The following is a 22236-nucleotide window of genomic DNA, read 5'->3' as shown; positions in this document are numbered from 1 at the left end:
TAAACTTGCAAGCCACCATGGCTGTTTTCTTACATCTGTTTAAAACAGCCCAGCAACATTAGGTTTTTTAACGTGAAATCAATAACTAATCCACCTGCTGCGGCACTTCAATCACGTTTAAATCGCGCCCAGAGCTGGGACCAGCGTTATCGCGAGCTTTTGCTGATTGCAAAAGAGCTAAAGCCCATAGAGCAGATCAAAATCAGCAATTTTGAGGTGAGCGGCTGTCAATCTAAGGTATGGCTACAGGTTTCGGGTTCGCCTGAGTCACTGGTTATCACCACAGAAAGCGATGCGCGGCTTATTCGTGCACTGCTCATTGTGCTCATGGCGCCAGTGCAGCACCAATCGGTTGCTTTCGTACGCGCATTTAACTTTAATCAATGGCTCACAAGCTGCGGTTTAGCCGACCATATCAGTGACTCGCGAGCAAGCGGCTTACGGCAAATCATTGTTGCCTTACGCGAACAACTCCCGGAAACACCCCCCTTATGAATGCGGCTGGTACTTGGGCAGCACGCGTTTTAAGAGCTGTGCGGCGGCGAAAAAGCCAAAGCTCCCCGTGACCATAACCGAGGCGCCAAAACCCGTTGAGCAGTCTAACCGCGCAGCTTGGGCGCCAGGCTTCGCGTAACTCACGTCGCCATCGCCAAAGGGGTAGCGCAACTGTTCTTCGGAATACACACAATCAATCCCAAATTTTCGTTTGGGGTTTCTCGAAAAACCATGATTACGGCGCAAAGTGTTGCGTACTTTGGCCATTAACGGATCTTGTTGCACGCGTGCTACGTCGGCCACTTTAATTTGAGTAGGGTCAATTTGCCCACCCGCTCCGCCGGTGGTCACCACGGGTAATTTATTACGCACACACCAAGCGAGTATGGCTACCTTTGCCGACAAGCTATCAATGGCATCGAGCATACCATTGAGGTTCTCAGGTAAGTCAGCGCCCGGCGCGTCAGCCCTTATAAAGTCGTCCACGATAGTGAGCTTTATTGCCGGATTAATCTCTTGCAAACGTGCTGCAATAACTTCTGTTTTCAGTTGCCCGACGGTACTGGTAAGCGCGTGCGACTGACGATTGATATTGCTCAAGCAAATGTCGTCCATGTCAATTAAGGTTAGTGCGCCAACGCCAGAGCGCGCAAGGGCTTCCGCCGCCCATGAACCTACACCGCCCAGGCCAGCCACCGCAAGGTGGAGCTGCTCAATATGCTGTGCTTGGCTGCGCCCGTACAACCGCTCAATACCACCAAAGCGACGTGCGTAATCACTCATTGGCTAAAACTCCTTCCATTGCGGTGGCGTTGATTGTGCCGCTTTCTTTACTTGTCGCGCCGACTCTGCGGTGTCGGTAACGTCGTACACAATGATGCCTAACCGCTCTACCCGCCCACGTGTGTCGTGCAGCGGCAAAAGGGTTACGTTCTGGTACATGAAAGGCGACGTTCCTGTAACCGGCCGATACTGCGGAAAGCGAAACAAATATGGCCGCTGTTCCCAAATAATGAACGAGCGACTGGCCAGCTCAAACGCGCGCTCTGCCTTACGACGAAACCAGTCGGGCTCAATTTCAGGCGCCACTTCAAACAGCGAGCGACCACGAACTTGGCTAGGGCGTTTGCCACTATGATTGGCCATAAAGTCGTTCCACATCGAAATTTCAAAGGCACGATCAATCACTACAATACCCACGTCGATAGCGCCTAAAATGCCGAGCTTTAAATGCAATTCGTTTATTTCTTCAGGGCTAAAATCACTCATTCGCTGCCCTCCAATAAGTGCTGTAATTGCTGTTCTAGCAATGGCAATGAGCTGCCAGGGAAGAGTAATAACAGGTCGAATTCAATTGCGAAGCCTTCTAACCGATAGCCTATTTCAATAGCCAATACCTGCTCCCAGCGGTTCTTCGCTTGTGCGAGCAATTGCTTTACTTCTACCTGTCGGCCCAAAATAACGGGGTGCGCTTGGTTAAAGCGTACGTACAGCTGCTCGCCTAGTCCTTGTAAACAGGCGCCGGTGAGCAAATTGCTTACGTCCATTAGCGCTTCGAGCTCATACCTTTTGTCTTTTAAGTCGTTACCCAACAGCCGACCCATATCATGGAAACTCGCGTCATTAAAAATCACCATGGCTTCACCATGAATACCATCGCCAGTAAAGCCTTGAGTAACCGCAGAAACCGAGGTTGCGTTGTCGAGCGCCGACAGCACCATATGCAGTTCTGAGGCGGCAATTTGGTTCACGGTAGGAATAGGGAGTTCTACAAATACGTTCAGCGCTTTAGCCAACAATTCACCGGCTCGCCCCATGGCCACATTCGCCACTTCTTGATACATATCGCGCTGGCTTACCTCAATATTCAGGCCACGCTGTTCGCCGCTCGCTGCATCCTGCTTCGCGTCACTGGCACTGAAAAATCCATAGCGGCCGAGCACTAAGGTTATGGTGTCAACATCTGTTGGTTTGCGAATAAAATCGAGCGCACCTAACTTCATCACCCGTGCTTTAGCTTCCGGTTGCACGTCGCCCGACACCACTAACACCAGCGTGTTTAAGTCTTCTTTACGAATCGCCTCAAGGGTTTCATAACCGTCCATAACTGGCATATTGAGGTCTAGAAACAGCAGCGCACCCTTACCTTCTCTGATCCGTTCTAAGGCTTCCAGCCCATGCTCCGCAAAGTGCAACTCAATGTCCCACTCGGCAGGTAAAATGCGCGCCAGCTGCTTGCGTGCAAGCGAGGAGTCATCACAAATAAGCACAGGTAGGGTCATGCAGGCTCCTAAATAGCAACTGGGGCTTTAATGTGCGGATGGCACTGATAGTTCTCAAGCGTAAAGTCGGAGAACGAAAAACCAAACAAGTCACGCACAGCAGGGTTTAAACGCATCGTCGGCAGCGAAAACGGTGTGCGTGTTAACTGCTCTTTCGCCTGTTCAATATGATTACTGTACAAATGCGCATCGCCCAAGGTATGAATAAAGTCTCCTGGCTCTAGTTCGCACACTTGCGCCACCATGAGAGTGAGTAACGCATAGCTGGCAATATTAAAAGGAACGCCAAGGAAAATATCAGCACTGCGCTGATAAAGCTGACAACTCAATTTACCGTTCGCCACATAGAACTGGAACATAGTGTGGCAGGGCGGCAAGGCTTGCAGCCCATGCTCGGCGTTTTCCTGCGGCGACAAGCCTGCTTTCGGCAACACCGCTGGGTTCCATGCGCTCACCAGTAACCGGCGAGAGTCAGGGTTTTGCTTAATTTGGGTTATCAGCTCACTAATTTGATCAATGTGCTCTCCAGTTGGCGTAGGCCATGAGCGCCATTGCGCACCATAAACCGGCCCTAAATCACCCTTTTCCGTGGCCCACTCGTTCCAAATCGAAACGCCATTTTCTTTCAAATACTGAATATTAGTGTCGCCGGCAAGAAACCACAGTAACTCATGAATAATCGACTTGAGGTGGCATTTTTTCGTGGTCACCAGCGGAAAACCTTCGGCAAGGTTATAGCGCATTTGGTAGCCAAATACGCTGCGCGTTCCCGTACCCGTTCGGTCTTCTTTTACTGCACCGTGCTCAAGCACATGGGCCATTAAATCGAGGTATTGTTTCATACTGTTTTCTATCCTTTATTCTTTTTGTTGCGCTTACTTGGCGCCGCACTTTGCGAATTTTTGCTATTGGCAATTGCCGGTAGACGACCATTCGCGCCCAAACCACCATGCTTGTAGGACAAAAACATGATCACCGCACCGGCGATGATCATCAGAGCGGAAAGCCATTGCCCCATACTAAAGACACCCAACAAGCCTAAGTGCGCGTCGGGCTCGCGGAAGAACTCCACCGTAAACCGCGCCACACCATAACCCACCACAAATAGCCCGCCGACAGCACCCGTTGGGCGCGGCTTGCGACTAAACCACCACAGCAACGCAAAGAGTAGCAAACCTTCACCAAAGGCTTGATAAAGTTGCGACGGATGACGCGGTAAGGGCCCAGCGTGAGCAAACACCATGCCCCAAGGTTGTTCGGTTACGCGGCCCCAAAGTTCGCCGTTAATAAAGTTGCCGATACGCCCTAAACCCAACCCTACCGGCACTAAAGGCGCCACAAAATCGCCGACTTGCCACACACTCAGGCCGAGTTTTCGCGCATAAAGCGCAAGCGCTACAATGACACCGAGCAAGCCTCCGTGGAACGACATGCCGCCTGACTTCATATCGAATAAATACAGAGGGTTACTGATAAAAACAGGAAACTGATAGAACAACACATAACCCACTCGGCCGCCGATCACCAAGGCGAGAAACGCCCAAAATAGCAAGTCTTGCCATGCTTCTGGTGTCCAATTCGGGTCGCGTTTAGCGCGCTTGGTACCGTAAATATACGCAAATACCGCGCCGAGCAAATACATAAGACCATACCAGCGCAAATCGAGGGGGCCGAGACTAAAAATAATAGGGTCAATTTGCGGATGCTGAAGGTATTCTGAGGCCATAATCTATCCTGAAATGAGTAAATGAATTGCCACTGCAATAAGTAAAGCGGCGAACGCGCGCTGCAAATATCGAACGGGCAGTACACTGGCTATTTTTGCGCCTAGCGGCGCACACAGCACCGAAGTTGCAACTATAGCGAGCCATGCGGGGATATAAAAGAACCCGACTAAGCCAAATATTTCATAACTGTGGTTCAGGCTACCTACCGCACTATACAGTGCAGTACTTACCGCAGCTAACACCACACTACACACGGCTGCAATAGCCACCGCGCGTGCCATGACTACTTGGTAATAATTAAGCAGCGGTACAATGAGCGCCCCACCACCAATACCCACCAACGCAGACACGGTACCAATTGCAACGCCAAAGCCGCGCACCTTCCAATGCCGAATGGCTTTCTCGCTGTTACGCGGTTGCCGTTTCCAGATCATTCGTGCGGCTAAATAGAGCAGCATAACTGCAAAAACACGCTGAAGTACAAGTGCTGGAATCGACGAGCCTATCCACGCACCGAGAAAACCGCCGAGCACCACCATAGGGACCAATAGCTTCACCCAGCGCCAGTCTATATTGTTCCGTTTTTGGTGCGCCCATGCACTCGAGAGCGTGGTAATGGCAATGGTCGCTAAACTCGTACCAATTGCTGTGGGCACCACAATTTCAGCTGGAATGCCCATGCCGGGCAACATAAAAATAAGCAGCGGCACCACCAGAATGCCACCACCAATACCTAACGCGCCCGACAATAATCCTGCAAAAACTCCCGCCCCCAGCAAGATGAGGAATGCGGACATACTACTTCCCTGCGCGGACAAAGCCGCCTAAGCCAAGCCCTTCTAACTTCATGTTCACCACCTTGCGAACATGGTCTGGATGCTTTGCATTCATCGCCTGCGCCAACAACACCTGTAACATCGGCGACGACACATTGCGGATAATCCAGCGAATCTTGTCGAGGTTATGGGCACTCATACTGAGCGTGCGATAGCCCATAGCAAGCAATAACAACGCGCCACCCGGATCACCGGCCAACTCACCGCACACGCTAACCGGTTTACCGAGCTTATGCGCCGTGTCGGCAATTTGCTGTAAAGCACGAAGTACTGCAGGGTGATAAACCTCATAGAGCCTCGCCACGCGCGGATTATTGCGATCGACGGCAAGTAAATATTGGGTCAGATCATTGGTGCCTACCGAGAAAAAGTCGACCCGCTGTGCCACCGCTTCTAATTGATACAACAGCGCCGGCACTTCAATCATAACCCCGAGTTGCGGGCGCTGCATGGTCGGGGCATTGGCGGTTTGCACCAATTCATTGCGAACTTCGAAATAAGCCTGATTAATAAGGCGCGCCGCTTCATCCACCTCGTCGACTGAGGTGATCATGGGCAACAGTATTTTCAGCGTACCATAGCCAACATTAGCGCGGAGCATCGCCCGCACTTGCACCAAGAATATCTCGGGGTGATCAAGCGTCATGCGAATGCCGCGCCACCCTAAAAAAGGATTTTCTTCTTGTATGGGAAAATAAGGGAGTGGCTTGTCGCCGCCAATATCCAATGTTCGCATCACCACGGGTTGGCCTCGGTAAGACTGCAAAACATCTTTGTATAATTTTAATTGTTCGCTTTCCGTCGGAAAACGCTCGCGCATCATAAACGGTATTTCGGTTCGGTAAAGGCCAATACCATTATGTTCACCAAGCTCGTCGTTGGCGTCGAGGTTTAGCCCTGCGTTGACTTGTAAGTCTACCTGAATGCCGTCGCTCGTTTCCGCCGGTAAATGACGATTCGCTTTAACAATACCCGCCAGCTCTACCTCTTCCTCTTGCAACTCCTCGTACTCTTGCAAGAGCTGCGCGGGCGGGTTTACAAAAACGTCACCACTGTAGCCGTCGACCACTAAAAATTGGTCTTCCAAATAATTGAGCGGCACGTCTTGCACGCCGAATACAGCTGGAATACCCATGCTGCGCGCCATAATTGCGGCATGGCTGTTGGCTGAACCGCGCAAGGAAATTAGGCCTTGTAGTCGTGCCCGAGGAATCGAAGCCAGCATACTGGCGGTCACTTCTTCCGCCACCAAGATACAAGATTCCGGCACGCTTTCTTCAACATGCTTGCGGTCTTGCAAATGCCCTAAGATACGCTGGCCTAAGTCGCGCACGTCAACAGCACGCTCTTTTAAATAGGAGTCGTCCAAGTCTTCAAATTGCGACACAAAACCTTCAACCACCAGCTTCACTGCAGTTTGGGCGCGCCAGCCCTCTTTAATTTTGGCCTCTACTGCGTCGCCTAAACTGGCGGCGTCAAGCATGCCTTGGTAAACGTCAAAAATAGCGAGGGTGTCGGCGGCTACGTACGACGCAACTTGTTCGGCAAGCTCACGCAAGTCTTGTCGTGTTTTTATAACCGCGCTGCGAAAACGGTGAATCTCGCGCCACGGTTGTTCGGTGCGGCGTGGTACCACGGAGCTTAAACTAGCGATGGGTTTCCCAATGTAGGCTTGGCCAATGGCAACCCCCGGAGCACCCGGAATAGCACTGAGGTTGCGCATCCAAGGTGACTGCTGCCCAGACACCAAGCCTTTTGCTTCAGCATGCGCAATGACAGCCGCTAGCTGCGCGGCTAAAGTAACAACGAATGATTCTTCCTCACCCGAAAACGCCCGCGCTTTTTGCTGCTGCACTGCCAGCACACCGAGTACCTGACGTTGGTGAATAATCGGCGCAACCAACATGGCGCGGTACGGCTCTTCTTCCACCCCCTCAACCAGCTTGAAATTTGGGTGGGTGGTGGCGTTGGCAATGTTGAGCGGCTCTTCACGCTCTGCCGCAAGGCTAATTAAACCTTCACCAAAGTTCAGGCTAATACGCTCGCCAACCGGAATGCGCAGGCCGTCGGAGGCCATCAACACAAACTCGCGATTTTCCCGGTCGACCAAGTACACAGAGCACACGTCGCTACCAAGCGCAGCTTTTACACTGCGCACCATAGTGTCCAGCGCCACTTCAAATTCGGGCGCTTGGTTCACCGCTTCTACAATTCGTTGGAGCGTGGTCAGCATGCGTTAACGCCTACGTTGTTTGTTACGTTTTAATCGTTTACCTTTCGCTGCATGAGGTTTAAAGGGCATTGCTATAGGTGCAAATTCCTTCATTACACGACGGTACACGTCTCGTTTAAACGAAACGACTTGGCGAACGGGGTACCAATAACTCACCCATCGCCAACCATCAAATTCCGGGTGGCCGGACTGCAATACATTCACATCAGATTCTGGACACGTGAGCTTGAGTAAAAACCATTTTTGTTTTTGGCCGATACACAGCGGCTGCTGGCCTTTTCTCACCATTCGTTTTGGCAAACGATAACGGTACCAATGCCGGCTGGTGTAAATAAGCTCTACTTGTTCTTGGCGAAGCCCTACTTCCTCATACAGTTCTCGGTACATCGCTTGCTCAGGCGTTTCACCGGTGTCAATTCCACCTTGCGGATACTGCCAACTTTGTTGGCCAAAACGCCTTGCCCAAAATACTTGACCATGCTCATTGCAAATCACTATGCCGACATTCGCACGAAAGCCTTCGGCATCTATCACGTGAGCATCCTCTTTTCTAATTTAATGAATTGATTGTTCCACAAAGGCGCGGTTTCGGCAAACGCTGATGTGCTCTTGTGCTTGAATTTACCTGCCGTTACCATAGCTTCTCTACAAAACTAACCTCGGTGCCGGCATGTTATTCAGCGCTTCACTTCGTCTTGCTGTTTCGCCGCCTGAATCTGAACAGGCGCTACTCGAGCGCGCGCGCGCACTGCAAGGCTTTACCTTAGGCCAATTAGCCGAACAGGCTGGCTGGGTAACGCCCACGTCGCTCCGCCATGCAAAAGGCTGGGCGGGGCAGCTATTGGAACTTTATTTAGGCGCTACTGCCGGCTCAAAACAAGCACAAGATTTTCCAGAATTAGGCGTCGAGCTAAAAACCTTACCGATTGGCGAAAACGGTATTCCCGCGGAAACCACTTACGTTTGCATTGCTCCGTTGCTGCACTTAAACGGCGTGCAGTGGGCCGAATCCAATGTTCGCAACAAGCTGCAGCGGGTGCTTTGGCTGCCGATCGACGGCCGCCGCGCTATTCCTCCGGGCGACCGAGTGGTAGGCCCCGCGATACTGTGGAGCCCTACGGCAACACAAGACGCTCAGCTCAAAGCCGACTGGGAAGAAATTACCGAAGCTATTGTGTTAGGGCAGGTTGAACATATTACTGCGCGTACGGGCAAATTCCTGCAGTTGCGCCCGAAGGCAGCGAGCGGCTCTGTACTCACGGCGGCCGTGGGTATGCACGGTGAGATGATCCAAACCCGTCCACGCGGCTATTATTTAAAGAAAGCTTTTACCCAACACATTCTCGCTGAGGCGCTCGGTATTCCGAACGAGCCGTTGCTTTAGCCGAATGAAACGCACTTTTTGATCAGTCACGGACTCTTTATGCTGCAGAAAAACGTTCCCAAAAATGAAAAGCACAGCGAACCCTGTCCATTTTGTCGGCGTATGCGTTTTACCTTGTTATGGGCCGTGATCATGCTGGCCGTTTACTTCTTATTTTGGCATTCATAAATGCCCTTTACTCGCCCGCGAAGGGGCCTCTATGCCTGAACTCACCATACGCCCTAGCAGCAAACGAAATGCGCTCACGCTTATAGTCGCGGGTGTAGCGTTATGCCTCTTAAGTATTTTCGGGCGGCTTTTGTTCGAGCTTCTTCCCTTATTTTTTATGGCAGGGTTGGTGGTGGGCGTTTTACTGCTGGTTCTGGGGGTGGCGAAAAATACCGAACCCGAAGCCTCGCTGATCATTACGCCCGAAAATATCCGCTATTTGCAACGGCGTGGCCAGTGGACGCTCGCTTGGGACCACATTCAGCGTTTCGACATTCCGCGTATTGAGCGCGGTATGGAGTATGTGGACATGCCGTTTGTGGGCATTCGACTGAACCAGTATGGCCCTCTCGTTCACTCCCTCTCGCAGCGCCTCGCTGTGCATCTACTGATGGAACAGCGCCCGTTGCTTGTTGCTGCGCTTCGCTATGCCCGTGTTGAGCCAGACGACTACGCCAAGTATTTTGATACGCCTGAGCGCTTTAAAGACGAGTTCGGCGAGCGTTACCAAGGCATTCAAGCGAGTTTTGCTTATCGCATGGCGCAATACCGTGAACTATTAGGGTACGATTTGTTTATACCTGAAACGGCTCTCGACCGAGAGCCGCAGGAGTTTAAGGCCTATTTAAAAGAATTACAGCACAAACGGGCTATTTTTTACCCGCCCCACAGTTAAAACCTTCTGGAATAATGGCTTGCTCGAGGGCGGGCTTACCAAAGTAGTAGCCTTGCATGAGCACAATACCAAGATCGCGCAAAACTTCGAACTCTTCTTGGGTTTCTATCCCTTCGGCAATAGAGCGAATGCCGAGATCCGAAGCCACACTAATAACGCCTTTCACTATCGCCCGCTTCACCCGGTCTTTATCGATATTACGAATGAGGTTCATATCTATTTTGAGTAAATCAGGTTGGAAGTCAGACAGTAAGTTCAAGCCTGCATAGCCTTCACCAAAGTCGTCAATTGCCGTTAAAAAGCCATGCTTGCGGTAGGTGGAAAATACGTCTTTGAGTAGTTCGTGATTTTCTATCTTCTCGTGCTCGGTCACTTCAAAAATAATATTGTCTTTTGGAAAGCCCACCCGCTGAGCCGTTTCTAAGGTGCGCTCTAAACAGGTTTCAGGTTCATAAATAGCGTTGGGCAAAAAGTTAATGCTAATTTTACCCGGCACACCAATGCGCGCTGCTGTTTCAATTGCAGTCATCCGGCATTTTTGGTCGAAGGAGTAAATGTATTCGTCGGTAACACGGTCTAGCACGATGCCCGCGCCTTCTCCATTTTCACCACGTACCAGTGCTTCGAAAGCAAAAACCGTGTTGTCTGACACGTCCACAATAGGCTGATATGCCATGCGGATATTAAATTCTAGCTTTTTATAACACTTACAGGCCCCGCACGTACTCATTCTATTCTCCTAACTTGGATTTTACGCTAAGGTTAGCAGGTCTTATGACCCGATGCAGAACTGGACCCTATGCTTTATCCTATTTTTGAATCACAAATACTCCCGAAAAGTGGCGTTCAGATCAAACTAAAAAACGAAAACATACAAATCTTTCGTTTTGAACACCATTGGGAATGCTACCACGTAGAACGCTTAGCGAACGAACCTTTACCAAGTTCACCTACCTTTTCACTTATTGAAGAGCGGCCCCAGCAATGGACAAAATCACACCGCTGGGTGAGCGGCGAACAAGAGAGCACTTTTCGCTGCTATGCGCGCATGCCGGAGTCCAACTTTATCGTTTTTCCGAGCGAACCGATTATGGTGCCACGCGACCGCAAGCCGAAGCTCTATGCGTCTATTCCTCTGCTGTTATGGGTACAAATTGGTACCAGCAAAATCCCGCTCTGGAGCGGTTTCTTTGAGCCGGTAAAACAAACATGGTTTGGTAAAAACACGCGCGCGGGTGAACTAGCGCTTACCTTGCCTGACACGCTTGTTGTTACCGAGGGTGATCTCCCAGCCCCAGCTTCTGCTCAACTTAGAGCATGGATGGAGTTGCGGGTTAGCAATCGCGACGCCGAACCGTTACGCATTGAACGGCTATCGCTGCCAGTACACTACTTCCCCGTTTACTTGCTCGACAACAAATACTTCTGGACCTACCCACTCGGGCTCAGTAAAGAACGTCTACTCGATGAATTACGCGTTAACCACGGCAAAGAGATTACGCATCGGCATGAACACAAGAAGTTAGTAGGTGAAGCGCACAGCAAACTTGAAGTACGGACTATTATGCGGGCTTTAGAGGCTATTATTGGATGAACCCTATGGAACTCTTGCAACAGTTTATACAACCTCTACTGGGCGCCGACGGTTGGGCATGGGCGCGCGCGGCGGCTTACCTTTTAGTCGGTTTTTTATTACGCAATTTAATCATGCGTGGTATGCGCAAATATGTCGATACCCACACCCATCCGCACAAAGCGATACTTTTCAAGCGGGCTATTTCGTACATTGTGCTTTTTCTCTTCGTGATTGCCGCGTTAAGCGAGCTTGGCTTTCGTAGTGGGCTGTTGCTTGCAGCTGCAGGCGTGCTTTCTGTTGCGGTCGGGTTCGCGTCGCAAACCTCAACGTCAAATTTTATTAGTGGTCTTTTCTTGCTTTCCGAGAAGAGTTTTAAGGTTGGCGATATCATTAGCGTGCACAATACCCGCGGCGAAGTAATTAGCGTGGATTGGCTCGCCATTAAGCTCCGCACCTTCGATAACTTATATGTTCGCGTGCCTAACGACGATCTGATCAAAAGCCATGTTATTAACTTTTCCAAATTTAAAGTTCGGCGTATTGATCTGCACCTGACCATGGACCACAAAACCGACCTTGGCGCTTTAGAAAAAGTGTTGTTTGCGTTGGTTACGCCGCGCACTCGCTATTTAGCCGAGCCAAAGCCGCTGCTGTTTCGTAACCAAGTGAATACCTTTGGAATTGCAGTGCAATTTACGGTTTGGGTTGAACAAAGTGACTTTTTTGAAGCAAAATCAGCACTTATCGATCTGGTGATCAACGCGATCCAAGAACATGGTTTTCGCTTGGTGCAAGTGAACGCGGTGGCACCCTCGCCCGATACGGGCTATAACATGCCTTATCCCTGAATTGTTTTTTAAAAAGGACGTTTTATTTTGACGACTCATCATGCAACCACTGGCTGGCGAGAATGGCTCGCATTACCCGATCTCGGCATTGATCGTATCAAAGCAAAAGTAGACACGGGCGCGAAAACGTCGTGCCTGCATGCTTTTCAGCTCGAACCCTTTGAAAAGGAAGGCGAGGCTTGGTTGCGCATTTGGGTGCACCCGCACCAAGGCAGCGACGAGGAGCATGTGTGTGAAGCAAAAATCTTGGAAGAGCGGGCCGTAACCGACTCCGGCGGCCATACCGAAACCCGCTACGTAATTGTTACTAAGGTGCGGGCAGGTGAGCATGAATTTCCTGCTGAATTAACGCTAACAAATCGTGATACAATGAAATTCAGAATGTTACTCGGGCGCCAAGCACTCAATGGGCGCTTTATTGTAAACCCCCAAGCTTCATATTTGCTCGGAGAGCCCTCATGAAAATTGCTATTTTGTCACGCAACCGGAACCTCTACTCCACTCGTCGTTTAATCGAGTCGGCAGAAGCGCGTGGCCACGAAGTAGCCGTGCTCGACCCTCTGCGTTGTTACATGAATATTAACGCCAAAGAACCTGAAATTCACATGCGCGGCAAAGTGCTGTCAGACTTCGACGCAGTTATTCCGCGTATCGGGGCCTCCATTACGTTTTACGGCACAGCCGTACTGCGGCAGTTTGAAATGATGGGTACTTATCCGCTCAATGAGTCGGTAGCCATAAGCCGCAGCCGCGACAAACTGAGATCATTACAACTCCTGTCGCGCAAAGGCATTGGCCTGCCGGTAACCGGTTTTGCCAGTAAACCGACGGACATCCCAGACTTGATCGATATGGTCGGCGGTGCGCCTCTCGTGATTAAACTTCTGGAAGGAACCCAAGGCATCGGCGTGGTCCTCGCAGAAACGCGCAAGGCTGCAGAGAGTGTGATTGAAGCTTTTATGGGCTTGAACGCTCACTTTATGGTGCAAGAGTACATTAAGGAAGCCGGCGGTGCCGACTTACGCTGTTTTGTAATTGGCGATAAAGTGATTGCGGCCATGAAACGCCAAGCTAAGCCCGGAGAATTCCGTTCTAACCTCCACCGTGGCGGTAGCGCAACCCTAGTAAAACTCAGCCCGGCAGAGCGCGCAACTGCGGTAAAAGCGGCAAAAACCATGGGCTTGAATGTTGCCGGTGTAGACTTGCTGCGCTCCAACCATGGTCCACTGGTAATGGAAGTGAACTCGTCGCCAGGGCTCGAAGGTATTGAAACCGCAACAGAGAAAGACGTTGCTGGACAAATTATTTCCTTTATTGAAAAAACCGCTAAGTCGCACAAAACGCGTACTAAAGGCAAGGGCTAAACGACAGTGCGTAAAAAACCTGCTGATTTTCAACTCGGTGACTATAGTGTGGCACCGGGCACTCGGGCTGCCGTGCAATTGCCTGCGGCTCGGCTTTATAACGACACCCCTCTCGATCTGCACGTGGAAGTATTTCATGGCCGCAAAAAAGGCCCAACACTGTTGGTCTGCGCGGCCATTCATGGTGACGAGCTAAACGGCATTGAAATTTGTCGACGCCTTATTAACGGCATCGATCCCAATGAACTCAGCGGCACCTTGTTGGTTGTTCCGGTAGTGAATATGTTCGGTTTTATTCAGCAGTCGCGCTACTTGCCCGATCGTCGCGACCTGAATCGCTGTTTTCCCGGCTCAGAGCGGGGTGCGCTTGGTAGCCGTTTAGCTCATTTGTTTCGCGTTCAATTGGTGGAACGCGCAACTCATATTATCGACCTTCACACCGGTGCAATTCACCGCAGCAATTTGCCGCAAATTCGGGTGAACTTCGACAATATTGAAGCCACCGCCATGGCCGAAGCCTTTAATTGTCCGGTGATTATGAACGCCAAGGACCGCGACGGTTCGCTGCGCTCACAAGCCTCGGAGTTGGGCATTCCGCTTATTCTGTATGAAGCCGGCGAAGCACTACGCTTCGACTACTCAGCGATTCGCGCAGGTTACAATGGCGTTACCAACGTAATGAAAATGCTGAAAATGATGAAGGGCCGTCGAACACGGAAAAAAGTAACCCCAGTATTTGCGCAAAAATCGCTGTGGGTGCGCAGTGAACGCGACGGCATTGTACTGAGCAAAGTAGAGCTTGGGCAAACGGTGTCGCGCCAACAAATGCTGGCTGAAATTGCCGCCCCACAAGGCGCTGAAGTGACCGCTATTACCTCACCGGTGCACGGTATTATTATTGGTATTAGCAATATTCCAGTAACCAATGAAGGCGAAGCCCTTTTTCATATTGCATGCTTCGACCGAGAAGAAATTCCGACCGCGACCGAAATGGTCGACACCTTCGTGGAAGCCTATCCTGATCGACCACTGTAACAGCCGCTATTTAATAAAACAGCGTTCAAGCTCCCGCAACCTTGGCCGATAAAGAACAAGAAGTTCATTGGCCGAGGTTTATTTTATGCAGCGATTCCCCACTCTACACATAGCGTTCTTATCGCTACTCCTTGCAGCGTGTAGCTCTGCACCCGAGCCAGTTGTATTTGTGCCTTCAGCCAACCACCAAGGTCACACTCTCGTTGAACAAGAAACCGCGGTATTAGCAGAAAAACTCTTCCCGCAACTTGGTGCGCCGCATCGTATTGCGATTGGCTCCATTTTGCCCGCGAGCCAACTCGACTCCACAAGCGAACACCCCGCACTTATTCAACAAATTCAAGAAGGCCTGTTCAGCGAAGCTGTGCATCACAACTTATTTGCCTTCGAGCACCGTTTAACACAGCAAATTCGGCTGCAAGAAAGCCAAGAGCAAATGCTCAGCCGGGAAGCCTCTCATATTCGTCGTTACCTTGATGTAGACTATTTTCTCACCGGTACTTACACTGAGGCGGTCGGTGGGTATGTGGTGAATGCGCGGTTAGTAAACGTACACGACCAGCAGGTTGTTTATGCGGCAAGCCATTACTTCCCTAAGTACAGCAACCCCAGTGATGCGCCGCACTCTGAGTGGCGTAATAACGGATTGTGGCGTAGCGCTCCTGAGCCCGAGCCAGCCCCCGAACAGAAGCGCCCTTTTCAACGCATTCGGTGATGAGCGCTAACCAGTGACCTGATACGAAGAGACCTGAACCGTGTATTTCCAAAAGTCGAACGCTGCGCACTACCAAAGCATTGTCGCCGAACAACACAAAGACACGGCTCCGCTGCTTATGCACTATTATCAGCAACAAACCGAACAGGCTGAGCAGCGCGCATTCCAGCTCGTCCATGCACTGAAAGGCTGTGCTAGTTATATTGCCGACAACCAATTATCCGAGGCTGTGGAGCACTGCCTTGAAATTCCGGAGCATGTTCAGTGGTCGTTCGTACCGCGCGTGGCCGAACGATTAGCGGTTTTCCTTGCGCTGCAACCCCAACACGAACATTCACCCGAGCAGCAAACGCTGGTGCGTTTGGAACGCCTAATTAGACAACATAATTTTAGTGCCATTAATATGGTTAACCAGTTGCTTAATAACAATAAAACCCCGCTCACAGGCGAGCAACTCGAGCAAATATTGCACTATTTGAAGGGTTTCGACTTTAACTCTGCGTTACACTACCTTAAAGTAAATACAGACCAACAATAATATATTACAAATGGTCGTAGAGGTTCGGTATGGGCGCCATTGCATTTAAACTTTATAACAATGAATTGAAACTGGATATTCCGCGCGAAACACCAGAAAGTTCATTAACCCCCCACTTCCTTGAAAGTGGCTTCCTCAGTTCGCGTTACAAACACTGTAAGGTTGATGAAAACGCCTGGAAAACAGCCGCCGAACGGTTTGTAAAAATGCGCGATGAGTCGGACCTCAGCATTATTAGTGTGCGCGTTGGCGAGCAGCTCGACGGCCTCATTCACTTTCGTGTAAGCGACGACCAAATGGAAGCGGAAGCCACCGCACAAGCACCTTATGGCGGCAAACCACTTTCCACACAAACGGTTCTTAACCAGCTTCGCGAGCATAAAATTGTCAACGGCATACGCCGGGCTGCAATTGAAAAACTTGTGCTCCACACCAACGAAGCCGAACCAGGCGAAACCTTTTCAATAGTGATCGCAAAAGGAAAAGAGCCGGTGCATGGCAAAGACACCGAGTTCAAACCACTCGTTGAAGACGCGCGCAAACGTGTTTTAAAACCTCAAGCAAAAGACAAACACAGGGTCGATATGCGCAACCTTGGTGAACTTGGGTCGGTACAAAAAGGAACGCAAATACTCGAGCGTATTCCACCCACACTCGCCAAACCCGGGTTTCGCGTTACCGGTGAGATTTTGCATGGCGAAGACGGCGTTGATATTCCATTGCAGCCAGGCCCCGGCACCGAAATTAGTTCGGTCAATAACAATATTCTCGTTGCTACCTTGGTAGGCTTGCCCTCTTTCACCGCGAACACCGCCACCGTAGATCAAACCTTGTCGATGGGCTCGGTTGACGTAACAACTGGGCATATTAATTACGAAGGCTCGGTTATTATTGACGGCAATGTGGCTTCTGGAATGGAAGTGATTGCCTCGGGCGACATTACTGTTCATGGTTATATAGACAGCGCAATAGTGAGAGCGAGCGGCAATATTACGGTAACCAAAGGGGTTATTGGTCACATGCGGCCGGTGGAAGACTCGCAAATTGCAGACATACATGAGAATTCGGCGCGTATTACCGCCGACGGGTCTATTTATGTGGCTTATGCACAATACGCAACGCTCGTTGCTCGTGACGGTATTTTAGTAGATAAACAACTCACCCACTGCCACGTTATTTCTGCCGGAAAGGTTCATATTGGCGGCGAGGCCGAAGCTGCAAACGGTAAAATTATCGGCGGCTTAACCGAAATAGCCGACGATTTGTTTGTTGGTCAACTCGGCGCACCGGCCGGCACCCGCACGCGCGTAATGTTTAGCGTACCTTTCGACTTTGAAGCCAATGAATTGCGCCAGCAAGAAGTTAAGCAGCAATTGCAGAAGCTACTGCTCGACAAAAAAGAGCTCGCGCGCACCAAAGAAATGTATATTGCCGATCCTGCTTCGTTTAGCAAAGGGTTTAAAGCTGAATTAGTGGAAGCCATTACGACCCACCAAACCGACATTATTTCCCTGCGTAACCAGCTCACCTTGTTGCAACAAGAGCCGCTCGAACACCCGCGTATACGAGCGGTTACCAATAAGGTTTTACATTTTGGTGCGGAATTCTTGTTCCGTGATAAAATTAAATTCTTCGACCAAGCCCGTGGGCCGACTCAAATTTCTATCGAAGAAGGACAAATTAAGGTTGAGTAATGAGCAAACATGGCAGCTGTGCGAGCGCCATGCACTATTTTCGAACACAAACCCGCAATTATTGGTCAATCCACCCGCCGATTTTCAGCTTCGCTCCCACCAATATGCTTGGTGTATTTACGCGCATCAGCAGGCGGTGTTGCAGCGGGAATCTACCGCCCGTGTCGAGCTCGACGCGTTTTATCGCCCCGCGCGTGAGTTCTCGCAGGTTATTGTTTTTCTTTCGAAAGAAAAGGCGTTACTGCGCTTTTTACTTGCGCAACTGAATGCACACCTCCCGCTGGGTACCGAAGTGGTTATTGTCGGCGCCAAAGACACGGGGATTAAAAGTATTGCGAAAATACCACTTAGAGGGTTCAGCCCTGTCGTTAAAGGCCCAAGTGGCAACCATTGTCAGTTACTCTTCACGCAAACGACCGAACGCCATCACTTCGAACCTTCGCTGGCCTTTAGCCAACGCGACGAGCTCTATTTTTTGCCCGGTGTGTTTAGCTTTGAAAAAAAGGATCTCGGCACCCAGTTTTTACTTGAGCACTTGCCCGCAACCATTAGCGGCTCAGTGCTCGACCTCGGCTGTGGCTGCGGCATCATTAGCCAATGGCTCAGCCTGCAGCGCTCACCAAGCGAGATTACCGCTACTGATTTAAGCGCGCTGGCTATTGCCGCCAGCAAAAAAACACTCGAGCACTGCCGCATACCCGTTCACTTTTGTTTGTCAGACGGCTTTCATCAACTTTCTGGCCGCTACGACTGGATTATTAGCAATCCGCCTTTTCACCAAGGAAAACAAAACGATTACGCGATAACCGAGCGCTTTATTGCAAATGCTAAACACCACCTACAACCGCACGGACGCATCATATTGGTCTATAACCGCTTCTTGCCATGGCATCAGAAACTAAGTGAACAATTCGCAACCGTTGAGCTGTTGGCAGAGAATAGCCGATACGCTATTAGTTTAGCGCGTTAGACTGTACTTGTTTTCGCTATTATTCAGGTTTAACATACCTACTTCATTAACAGAACTATAACAAAAATAACTTATGCTCAATGCGCGTTCCAGAAGCTCTATTCAATACGGCCTACTTGTTACCGTCGTATTCGTAACCTTGCTCGCGCTAAGCTTGTCCTTTGCCATAACAACCTACACACAAGTACAAACGTACAAACAGTCACTCGAAGCCCGCACCGTAGCGAATGCCGACATTTTAGTACGTGTATTACGCGACGCCGTCGCGCGCAATGACCTCTCCTATGCCGAAGACGTTATGCGTGGGCTGGAAGGGTCGGGGTTTATTACTCATTTGCATCTCTATCGATTTGAACCCGTGACCAACAAGCTGCAATTTTTCACCAGCTTCAATCGGCCCGACTTGTCGCCAATTCCAGCTCGAACCAATCGCCTCGAAGCGTTGCAGGAACCTCTAGTCGCCCCCGACAGCATTGAACTGAGCCGGCCGATCAGGGGCTCTAACCAAGAGCTTATTGGTTACGTGTATTTGCGAACATCGTTGTTAGAGCTGAACGAATACAAATGGCGTTCCATTTTTGTGGCCTGCGCTATTACCCTTTTTAGCGCACTTATTGCGGCTTTTATTGCCAATGCCATGCGAAAACGTTTACTCGCTCCGCTTACCCGCATGAATAACGACTTAGAGAATATCGTACAAAAGAAGCAGTATGAGCAGCGTGTTCCACCCATTGAACTGCGCGAGCTTAACCAAGTGAGTGTCAGTATTAACGCAATTCTCGAGCGCTATGATCGCTTGCAAAAGAACCAGCAGAGCTCAGAACAGGAACATAAAGCACTAGTAAGCGAGCTGGAAAATAAGATTAGCCAACGCACCCGTGCCCTGCGTGAAGCCAACAATGAACTCATTAGCACACTCGAGCAGTTACATGCTGGTCAGCACCGGCGTATTGAAACCGAACGGCTCGCTTCGATGACAGATATGGTTGCGGGGATTGCCCATGAAATTAATACACCATTAGGCTTAAGTGTTACTTCTGCATCAATAGTTGCCGAGCGCGTTGAACTTTTACAGCAACATAAGGCCAGTTTCCCCGATCCGAGCTTTGCCACTGTGATCGACGATCTCAACACCAATATTAATGTAGTGCAGCGCAACTTGGCGAAGGCGAGCGAACTCATTGGAAGTTTTCGTAGCCTTGCCTTCGAACATGCCAATGAGTCGCCCTGTGCGGTTAATTTAATGGATCTGCGAGCGTTGATTCAGACTCAATTACAGCCACTACTCGACAGTAATCCGTCGTTATCGCTTACCATCAATGCTCCCGACACTATTGTTTATGTGCGCCCACGCCCACTAGAAACCATTCTTACCGAACTCATTGAGAATGCGGCTCACCATGCATTTAAAGGGCGAGCAGAAGGGCATATTCAAGTAACGTTAAACATTACCGAAGAAAACCTGAATATTTGCTGTAAAGACAATGGCGTGGGCATGACTGACGAAATGCAACACCGTATTTTTGAACCCTTTATGACCTCTAGTCGCATTAGCGGGCATCCTGGCTTGGGCATGCACTTAGTCTATAATTTGGTCACTCAAGTGCTGAAAGGCAACATTTTATGCGAAAGTGAATTGGGCAATGGTACTCAAATTCGTGTTACAATTCCTCTCGCACAAAAAACAAACTTTTAACTTGCTTTAATTAGACGTAAAATCATATTCTTAATAGTTAACAAACATTCAACGACTGGTAACGAGAAACCAGCCAGCGGCCACCATGGAAGCAACTATGAACGTAAAATTGCTGATCGTAGAAGACGAAGTCATTACTCGACAAACCTTGTCGCGCTTATTCCAAAAAGAAGGCTATGAGGTTTTTGACGCCGCCGACGGCCGGCAAATGGAACATATAATGGCGCAACAAGACATTGATATTATCATTATGGATGTGAACTTGCCGGGTCAAAGTGGGTTAGAGCTCGCTGAGTCATTACGCGAACAAAATAACATTGGGCTTATTTTCCTTACCGGTCGGGATAGCGAAGACGACCGTTTACTAGCACTCGAACTGGGTGCCGACGACTATTTAATTAAGCCTTACAACCCTCGCGAATTAACCATTCGGGTACGTAATCTTGCGCGCCGGATCGAACAAATTAACACGCCGCAAGAGTTTAAAGTGGAAGGCAGCCGCCAGTATCATTTCAGTAACTGGATTTTAGACTGTGACAGCCGCTGCTTGTATTCGCCAGAAGGTAAAGTGTTCCGCTTACCGAAAAGTGAGTTTCGAGCATTAGAGTTGTTCCTTACCCAACCGGGTAAAATACATGACCGCGAAACGCTCGTGCGCAAAATGCTCGACCGCGAGCTGCGCCCTAACGACCGTACAGTTGATGTAGCAATTCGCCGTATTCGTCGCCACTTTGAGTCACATCCCGACAGCCCGAATTTGATAACAACCATTCATGGTGAAGGCTATCGGTTCGTTGGCGACGTGGAAATTAAAGTAGCAGAATAGTTTTAAACCGCAGCATGAGGCAGTAACCACTGTTCCACAAGCACGATATCTTGGCTCACTTCGGTGGGCCATTTTTCTAGCACGTCGTTTACAAAACCCCATTGCCACGCGTCTTTTTCTATCTGCTCCATGTATTTTGCTAAGGCGACAAAACCAAGCGACCGACAGGCACCTTTCATTTTGTGCGCTTGTCTGCGTACCGAGGCCGAATCTTTTACCGCAACGAAGGTTTCTAACTCATCGTAATAGTCTGGCATTAATGAACGAAACGTAGAGAGACTTGCTTGCACACCTTCGTACCCTAACATGTCTACATACTGCTCGAGCAGGTGGGTGTCGATACGACTCATGAATTCGGTTCCTTTTTCTCTTTACCGCGTTATGCTCGGCAGCAAACGCATTACAACGAAGTGAAAAATTAGCGGCAAAACGCCTTTAAAACGAAAGCGCATAATACGCCCTTTTCAAGCCAATTGCACAACTGACATTCTGGCAAGCTCCTTGCATTAGCCTCAATACAACGGCGCATTCGCGGTGAATGTGTCAGAATCCTGACATTGAGGTAATGGTTATGGAGTATTTACTTATCCTTTTTATTGTGGCGCTCGTTACTGTAGCTATTTTGGCTGCACGCGTATCGGAGACCTTCGCTCCTTATCCTTATAAAAAACGCCAAGAGAGCTTTTTCTCAGCAACCGAAGAGTCATTTATGAGCTTACTCGAACGCGGTTGCGGTGAACGCTATCGTGTGTTTACCAAGGTACGTTTAGGTGACGTAATTACGGTTCGCTCTGACGGATTGTCGAGCACTGCTAAGCGCGACGCCGCAAATAAACTCAATAGCCGATTACTCGATTTTGTGTTGTGCGACCGCACCACTATGAAAGTTGCAGCTGTTATTGAGCTTGAGCCGGTAGAGCCCTCGAATGTGCAAATGAAACGCAACTGGTTCCTAAAGAACTCACTGTCGGCCGCCGGCGTTCCTTTCTTACGCTTTAAAGCTCGCCCAGGCTATCGTGCCGACGAACTCGGCGAGTTTATCCAAACCAAGCTACGGCAAAGTGAATATGTGCGTGCCGCAGGCCCGAAACAACGCCATTCAGAGAGTGACGCCGCCGCCGCTGCCTGATAATC

At 49.9% G+C, this 22236-nt stretch carries 25 protein-coding genes; 15 read left to right on the top strand and 10 right to left on the bottom strand.

All coding sequences use genetic code 11. The features are described from left to right. Positions 1-72 precede the first annotated feature (72 nt). Positions 73-495, top strand: a complete 423-nt coding sequence (locus DQW12_RS07320) for a SufE family protein (RefSeq protein ID WP_157957874.1) — start codon at positions 73-75, stop codon at positions 493-495. Here DQW12_RS07320 and tcdA read toward each other — a convergent pair. The 8 genes from tcdA to rppH are packed head-to-tail and all read right to left on the bottom strand — an operon-like array spanning position 490 to position 8107. Next, positions 490-1278 carry a tRNA cyclic N6-threonylcarbamoyladenosine(37) synthase TcdA gene (gene tcdA, locus DQW12_RS07315; RefSeq protein ID WP_113907167.1) on the bottom strand — a complete coding sequence of 263 codons (789 nt, stop codon included), beginning with the start codon at positions 1276-1278 and terminating at the stop codon, positions 490-492. The genes DQW12_RS07320 and tcdA overlap by 6 nt on opposite strands. 3 nt (positions 1279-1281) lie before the next feature. Then, positions 1282-1764, bottom strand: coding sequence for a PAS domain-containing protein (locus DQW12_RS07310; protein ID WP_113907166.1), 483 nt, complete (start codon positions 1762-1764; stop codon positions 1282-1284). Further along, entirely contained in the window at positions 1761-2777 is a 1017-nt protein-coding gene (locus DQW12_RS07305) for a response regulator (RefSeq protein ID WP_113907165.1), read from the bottom strand. The genes DQW12_RS07310 and DQW12_RS07305 overlap by 4 nt, the downstream gene beginning before the upstream one ends. A gap of 8 nt (positions 2778-2785) precedes the next feature. Further along, positions 2786-3619 (bottom strand): thymidylate synthase, encoded by an 834-nt coding sequence (locus DQW12_RS07300; protein WP_113907164.1) that lies wholly within the window; start codon positions 3617-3619, stop codon positions 2786-2788. An 8-nt stretch (positions 3620-3627) separates the two neighbouring features. Beyond that, complete coding sequence (lgt, locus tag DQW12_RS07295) at positions 3628-4506, bottom strand: prolipoprotein diacylglyceryl transferase (protein WP_198683927.1); 879 nt, start codon at positions 4504-4506, stop codon at positions 3628-3630. After that, positions 4507-5301, bottom strand: coding sequence for a sulfite exporter TauE/SafE family protein (locus DQW12_RS07290; protein ID WP_113907162.1), 795 nt, complete (start codon positions 5299-5301; stop codon positions 4507-4509). Between the two features lies 1 nt (position 5302). Beyond that, complete coding sequence (gene ptsP / locus DQW12_RS07285) at positions 5303-7573, bottom strand: phosphoenolpyruvate--protein phosphotransferase (protein ID WP_113907161.1); 2271 nt, start codon at positions 7571-7573, stop codon at positions 5303-5305. Positions 7574-7576: 3 nt separating this feature from the next. Beyond that, a complete protein-coding gene (gene rppH / locus DQW12_RS07280; protein WP_113907160.1) occupies positions 7577-8107 on the bottom strand; it encodes an RNA pyrophosphohydrolase in 531 nt (176 codons plus the stop codon). 136 nt (positions 8108-8243) lie between these two features. On the opposite strand from rppH, the gene mutH reads away from it, so the two are divergent. Together mutH and DQW12_RS07270 are read left to right on the top strand one after the other, a co-directional pair. Beyond that, entirely contained in the window at positions 8244-8957 is a 714-nt protein-coding gene (mutH, locus tag DQW12_RS07275) for a DNA mismatch repair endonuclease MutH (protein WP_113907159.1), read from the top strand. Positions 8958-9156: 199 nt separating this feature from the next. Next, a complete protein-coding gene (locus DQW12_RS07270) occupies positions 9157-9840 on the top strand; it encodes a DUF2982 domain-containing protein (RefSeq protein WP_113907158.1) in 684 nt (227 codons plus the stop codon). Here DQW12_RS07270 and DQW12_RS07265 read toward each other — a convergent pair. After that, a complete protein-coding gene (locus DQW12_RS07265) occupies positions 9815-10570 on the bottom strand; it encodes an EAL domain-containing protein (protein ID WP_113907157.1) in 756 nt (251 codons plus the stop codon). The two genes, DQW12_RS07270 and DQW12_RS07265, sit on opposite strands and share 26 nt — an antisense overlap. A 69-nt stretch (positions 10571-10639) precedes the next feature. Here DQW12_RS07265 and DQW12_RS07260 point away from each other — a divergent pair, with 69 nt between their 5' ends. The 11 genes from DQW12_RS07260 (at position 10640) to arcA (ending at position 21102) form a co-directional block, all read left to right on the top strand. Beyond that, on the top strand, positions 10640-11434 hold the full coding sequence (locus DQW12_RS07260) for a DUF432 domain-containing protein (RefSeq protein WP_113907156.1): 795 nt from the start codon (positions 10640-10642) through the stop codon (positions 11432-11434). A 5-nt stretch (positions 11435-11439) separates the two neighbouring features. Beyond that, positions 11440-12264 (top strand): mechanosensitive ion channel family protein, encoded by an 825-nt coding sequence (locus tag DQW12_RS07255; protein WP_157957873.1) that lies wholly within the window; start codon positions 11440-11442, stop codon positions 12262-12264. A gap of 27 nt (positions 12265-12291) precedes the next feature. Continuing rightward, on the top strand, positions 12292-12726 hold the full coding sequence (locus tag DQW12_RS07250; protein ID WP_113907154.1) for an ATP-dependent zinc protease family protein: 435 nt from the start codon (positions 12292-12294) through the stop codon (positions 12724-12726). Then, positions 12723-13628, top strand: coding sequence for a 30S ribosomal protein S6--L-glutamate ligase (gene rimK / locus DQW12_RS07245; protein WP_113907153.1), 906 nt, complete (start codon positions 12723-12725; stop codon positions 13626-13628). The genes DQW12_RS07250 and rimK overlap by 4 nt, the downstream gene beginning before the upstream one ends. Before the next feature lie 6 nt (positions 13629-13634). Next, positions 13635-14663, top strand: a complete 1029-nt coding sequence (locus DQW12_RS07240) for a succinylglutamate desuccinylase/aspartoacylase family protein (RefSeq protein ID WP_113907152.1) — start codon at positions 13635-13637, stop codon at positions 14661-14663. A gap of 85 nt (positions 14664-14748) precedes the next feature. Then, positions 14749-15378 carry a FlgO family outer membrane protein gene (locus DQW12_RS07235; protein ID WP_157957872.1) on the top strand — a complete coding sequence of 210 codons (630 nt, stop codon included), beginning with the start codon at positions 14749-14751 and terminating at the stop codon, positions 15376-15378. A 40-nt stretch (positions 15379-15418) separates the two neighbouring features. Then, positions 15419-15916 (top strand): hypothetical protein, encoded by a 498-nt coding sequence (locus tag DQW12_RS07230; RefSeq protein WP_113907150.1) that lies wholly within the window; start codon positions 15419-15421, stop codon positions 15914-15916. Between the two features lie 29 nt (positions 15917-15945). Continuing rightward, complete coding sequence (locus DQW12_RS07225; RefSeq protein WP_113907149.1) at positions 15946-17610, top strand: flagellar assembly protein A; 1665 nt, start codon at positions 15946-15948, stop codon at positions 17608-17610. Then, a complete protein-coding gene (locus tag DQW12_RS07220; RefSeq protein WP_157957871.1) occupies positions 17603-18580 on the top strand; it encodes a class I SAM-dependent methyltransferase in 978 nt (325 codons plus the stop codon). Before DQW12_RS07225 ends, DQW12_RS07220 begins: the two co-directional genes overlap by 8 nt. 73 nt (positions 18581-18653) lie before the next feature. Further along, positions 18654-20276: a sensor histidine kinase gene (locus tag DQW12_RS07215; protein ID WP_113907147.1), complete on the top strand. Its 1623-nt coding sequence runs from the start codon at positions 18654-18656 to the stop codon at positions 20274-20276. A 97-nt stretch (positions 20277-20373) separates the two neighbouring features. Then, entirely contained in the window at positions 20374-21102 is a 729-nt protein-coding gene (gene arcA, locus DQW12_RS07210) for a two-component system response regulator ArcA (protein WP_113907255.1), read from the top strand. Positions 21103-21104: 2 nt separating this feature from the next. On the opposite strand, the gene DQW12_RS07205 is transcribed toward arcA, so the two are convergent. Further along, positions 21105-21452, bottom strand: coding sequence for an Hpt domain-containing protein (locus tag DQW12_RS07205; protein ID WP_113907146.1), 348 nt, complete (start codon positions 21450-21452; stop codon positions 21105-21107). Positions 21453-21640: 188 nt separating this feature from the next. On the opposite strand from DQW12_RS07205, the gene DQW12_RS07200 reads away from it, so the two are divergent. Further along, the gene (locus DQW12_RS07200; RefSeq protein WP_232819917.1) at positions 21641-22231 is read left to right on the top strand and encodes a DUF2726 domain-containing protein; all 591 of its coding nucleotides are present in this window, start codon (positions 21641-21643) and stop codon (positions 22229-22231) included. The last annotated feature ends 5 nt before the right edge of the window (positions 22232-22236 follow it).

The organism is Aliidiomarina celeris, assembly GCF_003316875.1.
Taxonomy (GTDB): domain Bacteria; phylum Pseudomonadota; class Gammaproteobacteria; order Enterobacterales; family Alteromonadaceae; genus Aliidiomarina; species Aliidiomarina celeris.
The sequence above is the reverse complement of the archived record's forward strand: the minus strand, read 5'-3'. Positions and strand labels throughout refer to the sequence as shown.

What these genes read in the sequence shown, in the direction of transcription:
- DQW12_RS07290 (WP_113907162.1), bottom strand. Translation starts at nt 5,301, where the DNA reads ATGTCCGCATTCCTCATCTTGCTGGGGGCGGGAGTTTTTGCAGGATTA.
- DQW12_RS07200 (WP_232819917.1), top strand. Translation starts at nt 21,641, where the DNA reads ATGTGTCAGAATCCTGACATTGAGGTAATGGTTATGGAGTATTTACTT.
- DQW12_RS07300 (WP_113907164.1), bottom strand. Translation starts at nt 3,619, where the DNA reads ATGAAACAATACCTCGATTTAATGGCCCATGTGCTTGAGCACGGTGCA.
- DQW12_RS07225 (WP_113907149.1), top strand. Translation starts at nt 15,946, where the DNA reads ATGGGCGCCATTGCATTTAAACTTTATAACAATGAATTGAAACTGGAT.
- DQW12_RS07310 (WP_113907166.1), bottom strand. Translation starts at nt 1,764, where the DNA reads ATGAGTGATTTTAGCCCTGAAGAAATAAACGAATTGCATTTAAAGCTC.
- DQW12_RS07205 (WP_113907146.1), bottom strand. Translation starts at nt 21,452, where the DNA reads ATGAGTCGTATCGACACCCACCTGCTCGAGCAGTATGTAGACATGTTA.
- rimK (WP_113907153.1), top strand. Translation starts at nt 12,723, where the DNA reads ATGAAAATTGCTATTTTGTCACGCAACCGGAACCTCTACTCCACTCGT.
- arcA (WP_113907255.1), top strand. Translation starts at nt 20,374, where the DNA reads ATGAACGTAAAATTGCTGATCGTAGAAGACGAAGTCATTACTCGACAA.
- DQW12_RS07270 (WP_113907158.1), top strand. Translation starts at nt 9,157, where the DNA reads ATGCCTGAACTCACCATACGCCCTAGCAGCAAACGAAATGCGCTCACG.
- DQW12_RS07215 (WP_113907147.1), top strand. Translation starts at nt 18,654, where the DNA reads ATGCTCAATGCGCGTTCCAGAAGCTCTATTCAATACGGCCTACTTGTT.
- DQW12_RS07305 (WP_113907165.1), bottom strand. Translation starts at nt 2,777, where the DNA reads ATGACCCTACCTGTGCTTATTTGTGATGACTCCTCGCTTGCACGCAAG.
- DQW12_RS07235 (WP_157957872.1), top strand. Translation starts at nt 14,749, where the DNA reads ATGCAGCGATTCCCCACTCTACACATAGCGTTCTTATCGCTACTCCTT.
- tcdA (WP_113907167.1), bottom strand. Translation starts at nt 1,278, where the DNA reads ATGAGTGATTACGCACGTCGCTTTGGTGGTATTGAGCGGTTGTACGGG.
- mutH (WP_113907159.1), top strand. Translation starts at nt 8,244, where the DNA reads ATGTTATTCAGCGCTTCACTTCGTCTTGCTGTTTCGCCGCCTGAATCT.
- ptsP (WP_113907161.1), bottom strand. Translation starts at nt 7,573, where the DNA reads ATGCTGACCACGCTCCAACGAATTGTAGAAGCGGTGAACCAAGCGCCC.
- DQW12_RS07265 (WP_113907157.1), bottom strand. Translation starts at nt 10,570, where the DNA reads ATGAGTACGTGCGGGGCCTGTAAGTGTTATAAAAAGCTAGAATTTAAT.
- DQW12_RS07255 (WP_157957873.1), top strand. Translation starts at nt 11,440, where the DNA reads ATGGAACTCTTGCAACAGTTTATACAACCTCTACTGGGCGCCGACGGT.
- DQW12_RS07260 (WP_113907156.1), top strand. Translation starts at nt 10,640, where the DNA reads ATGCTTTATCCTATTTTTGAATCACAAATACTCCCGAAAAGTGGCGTT.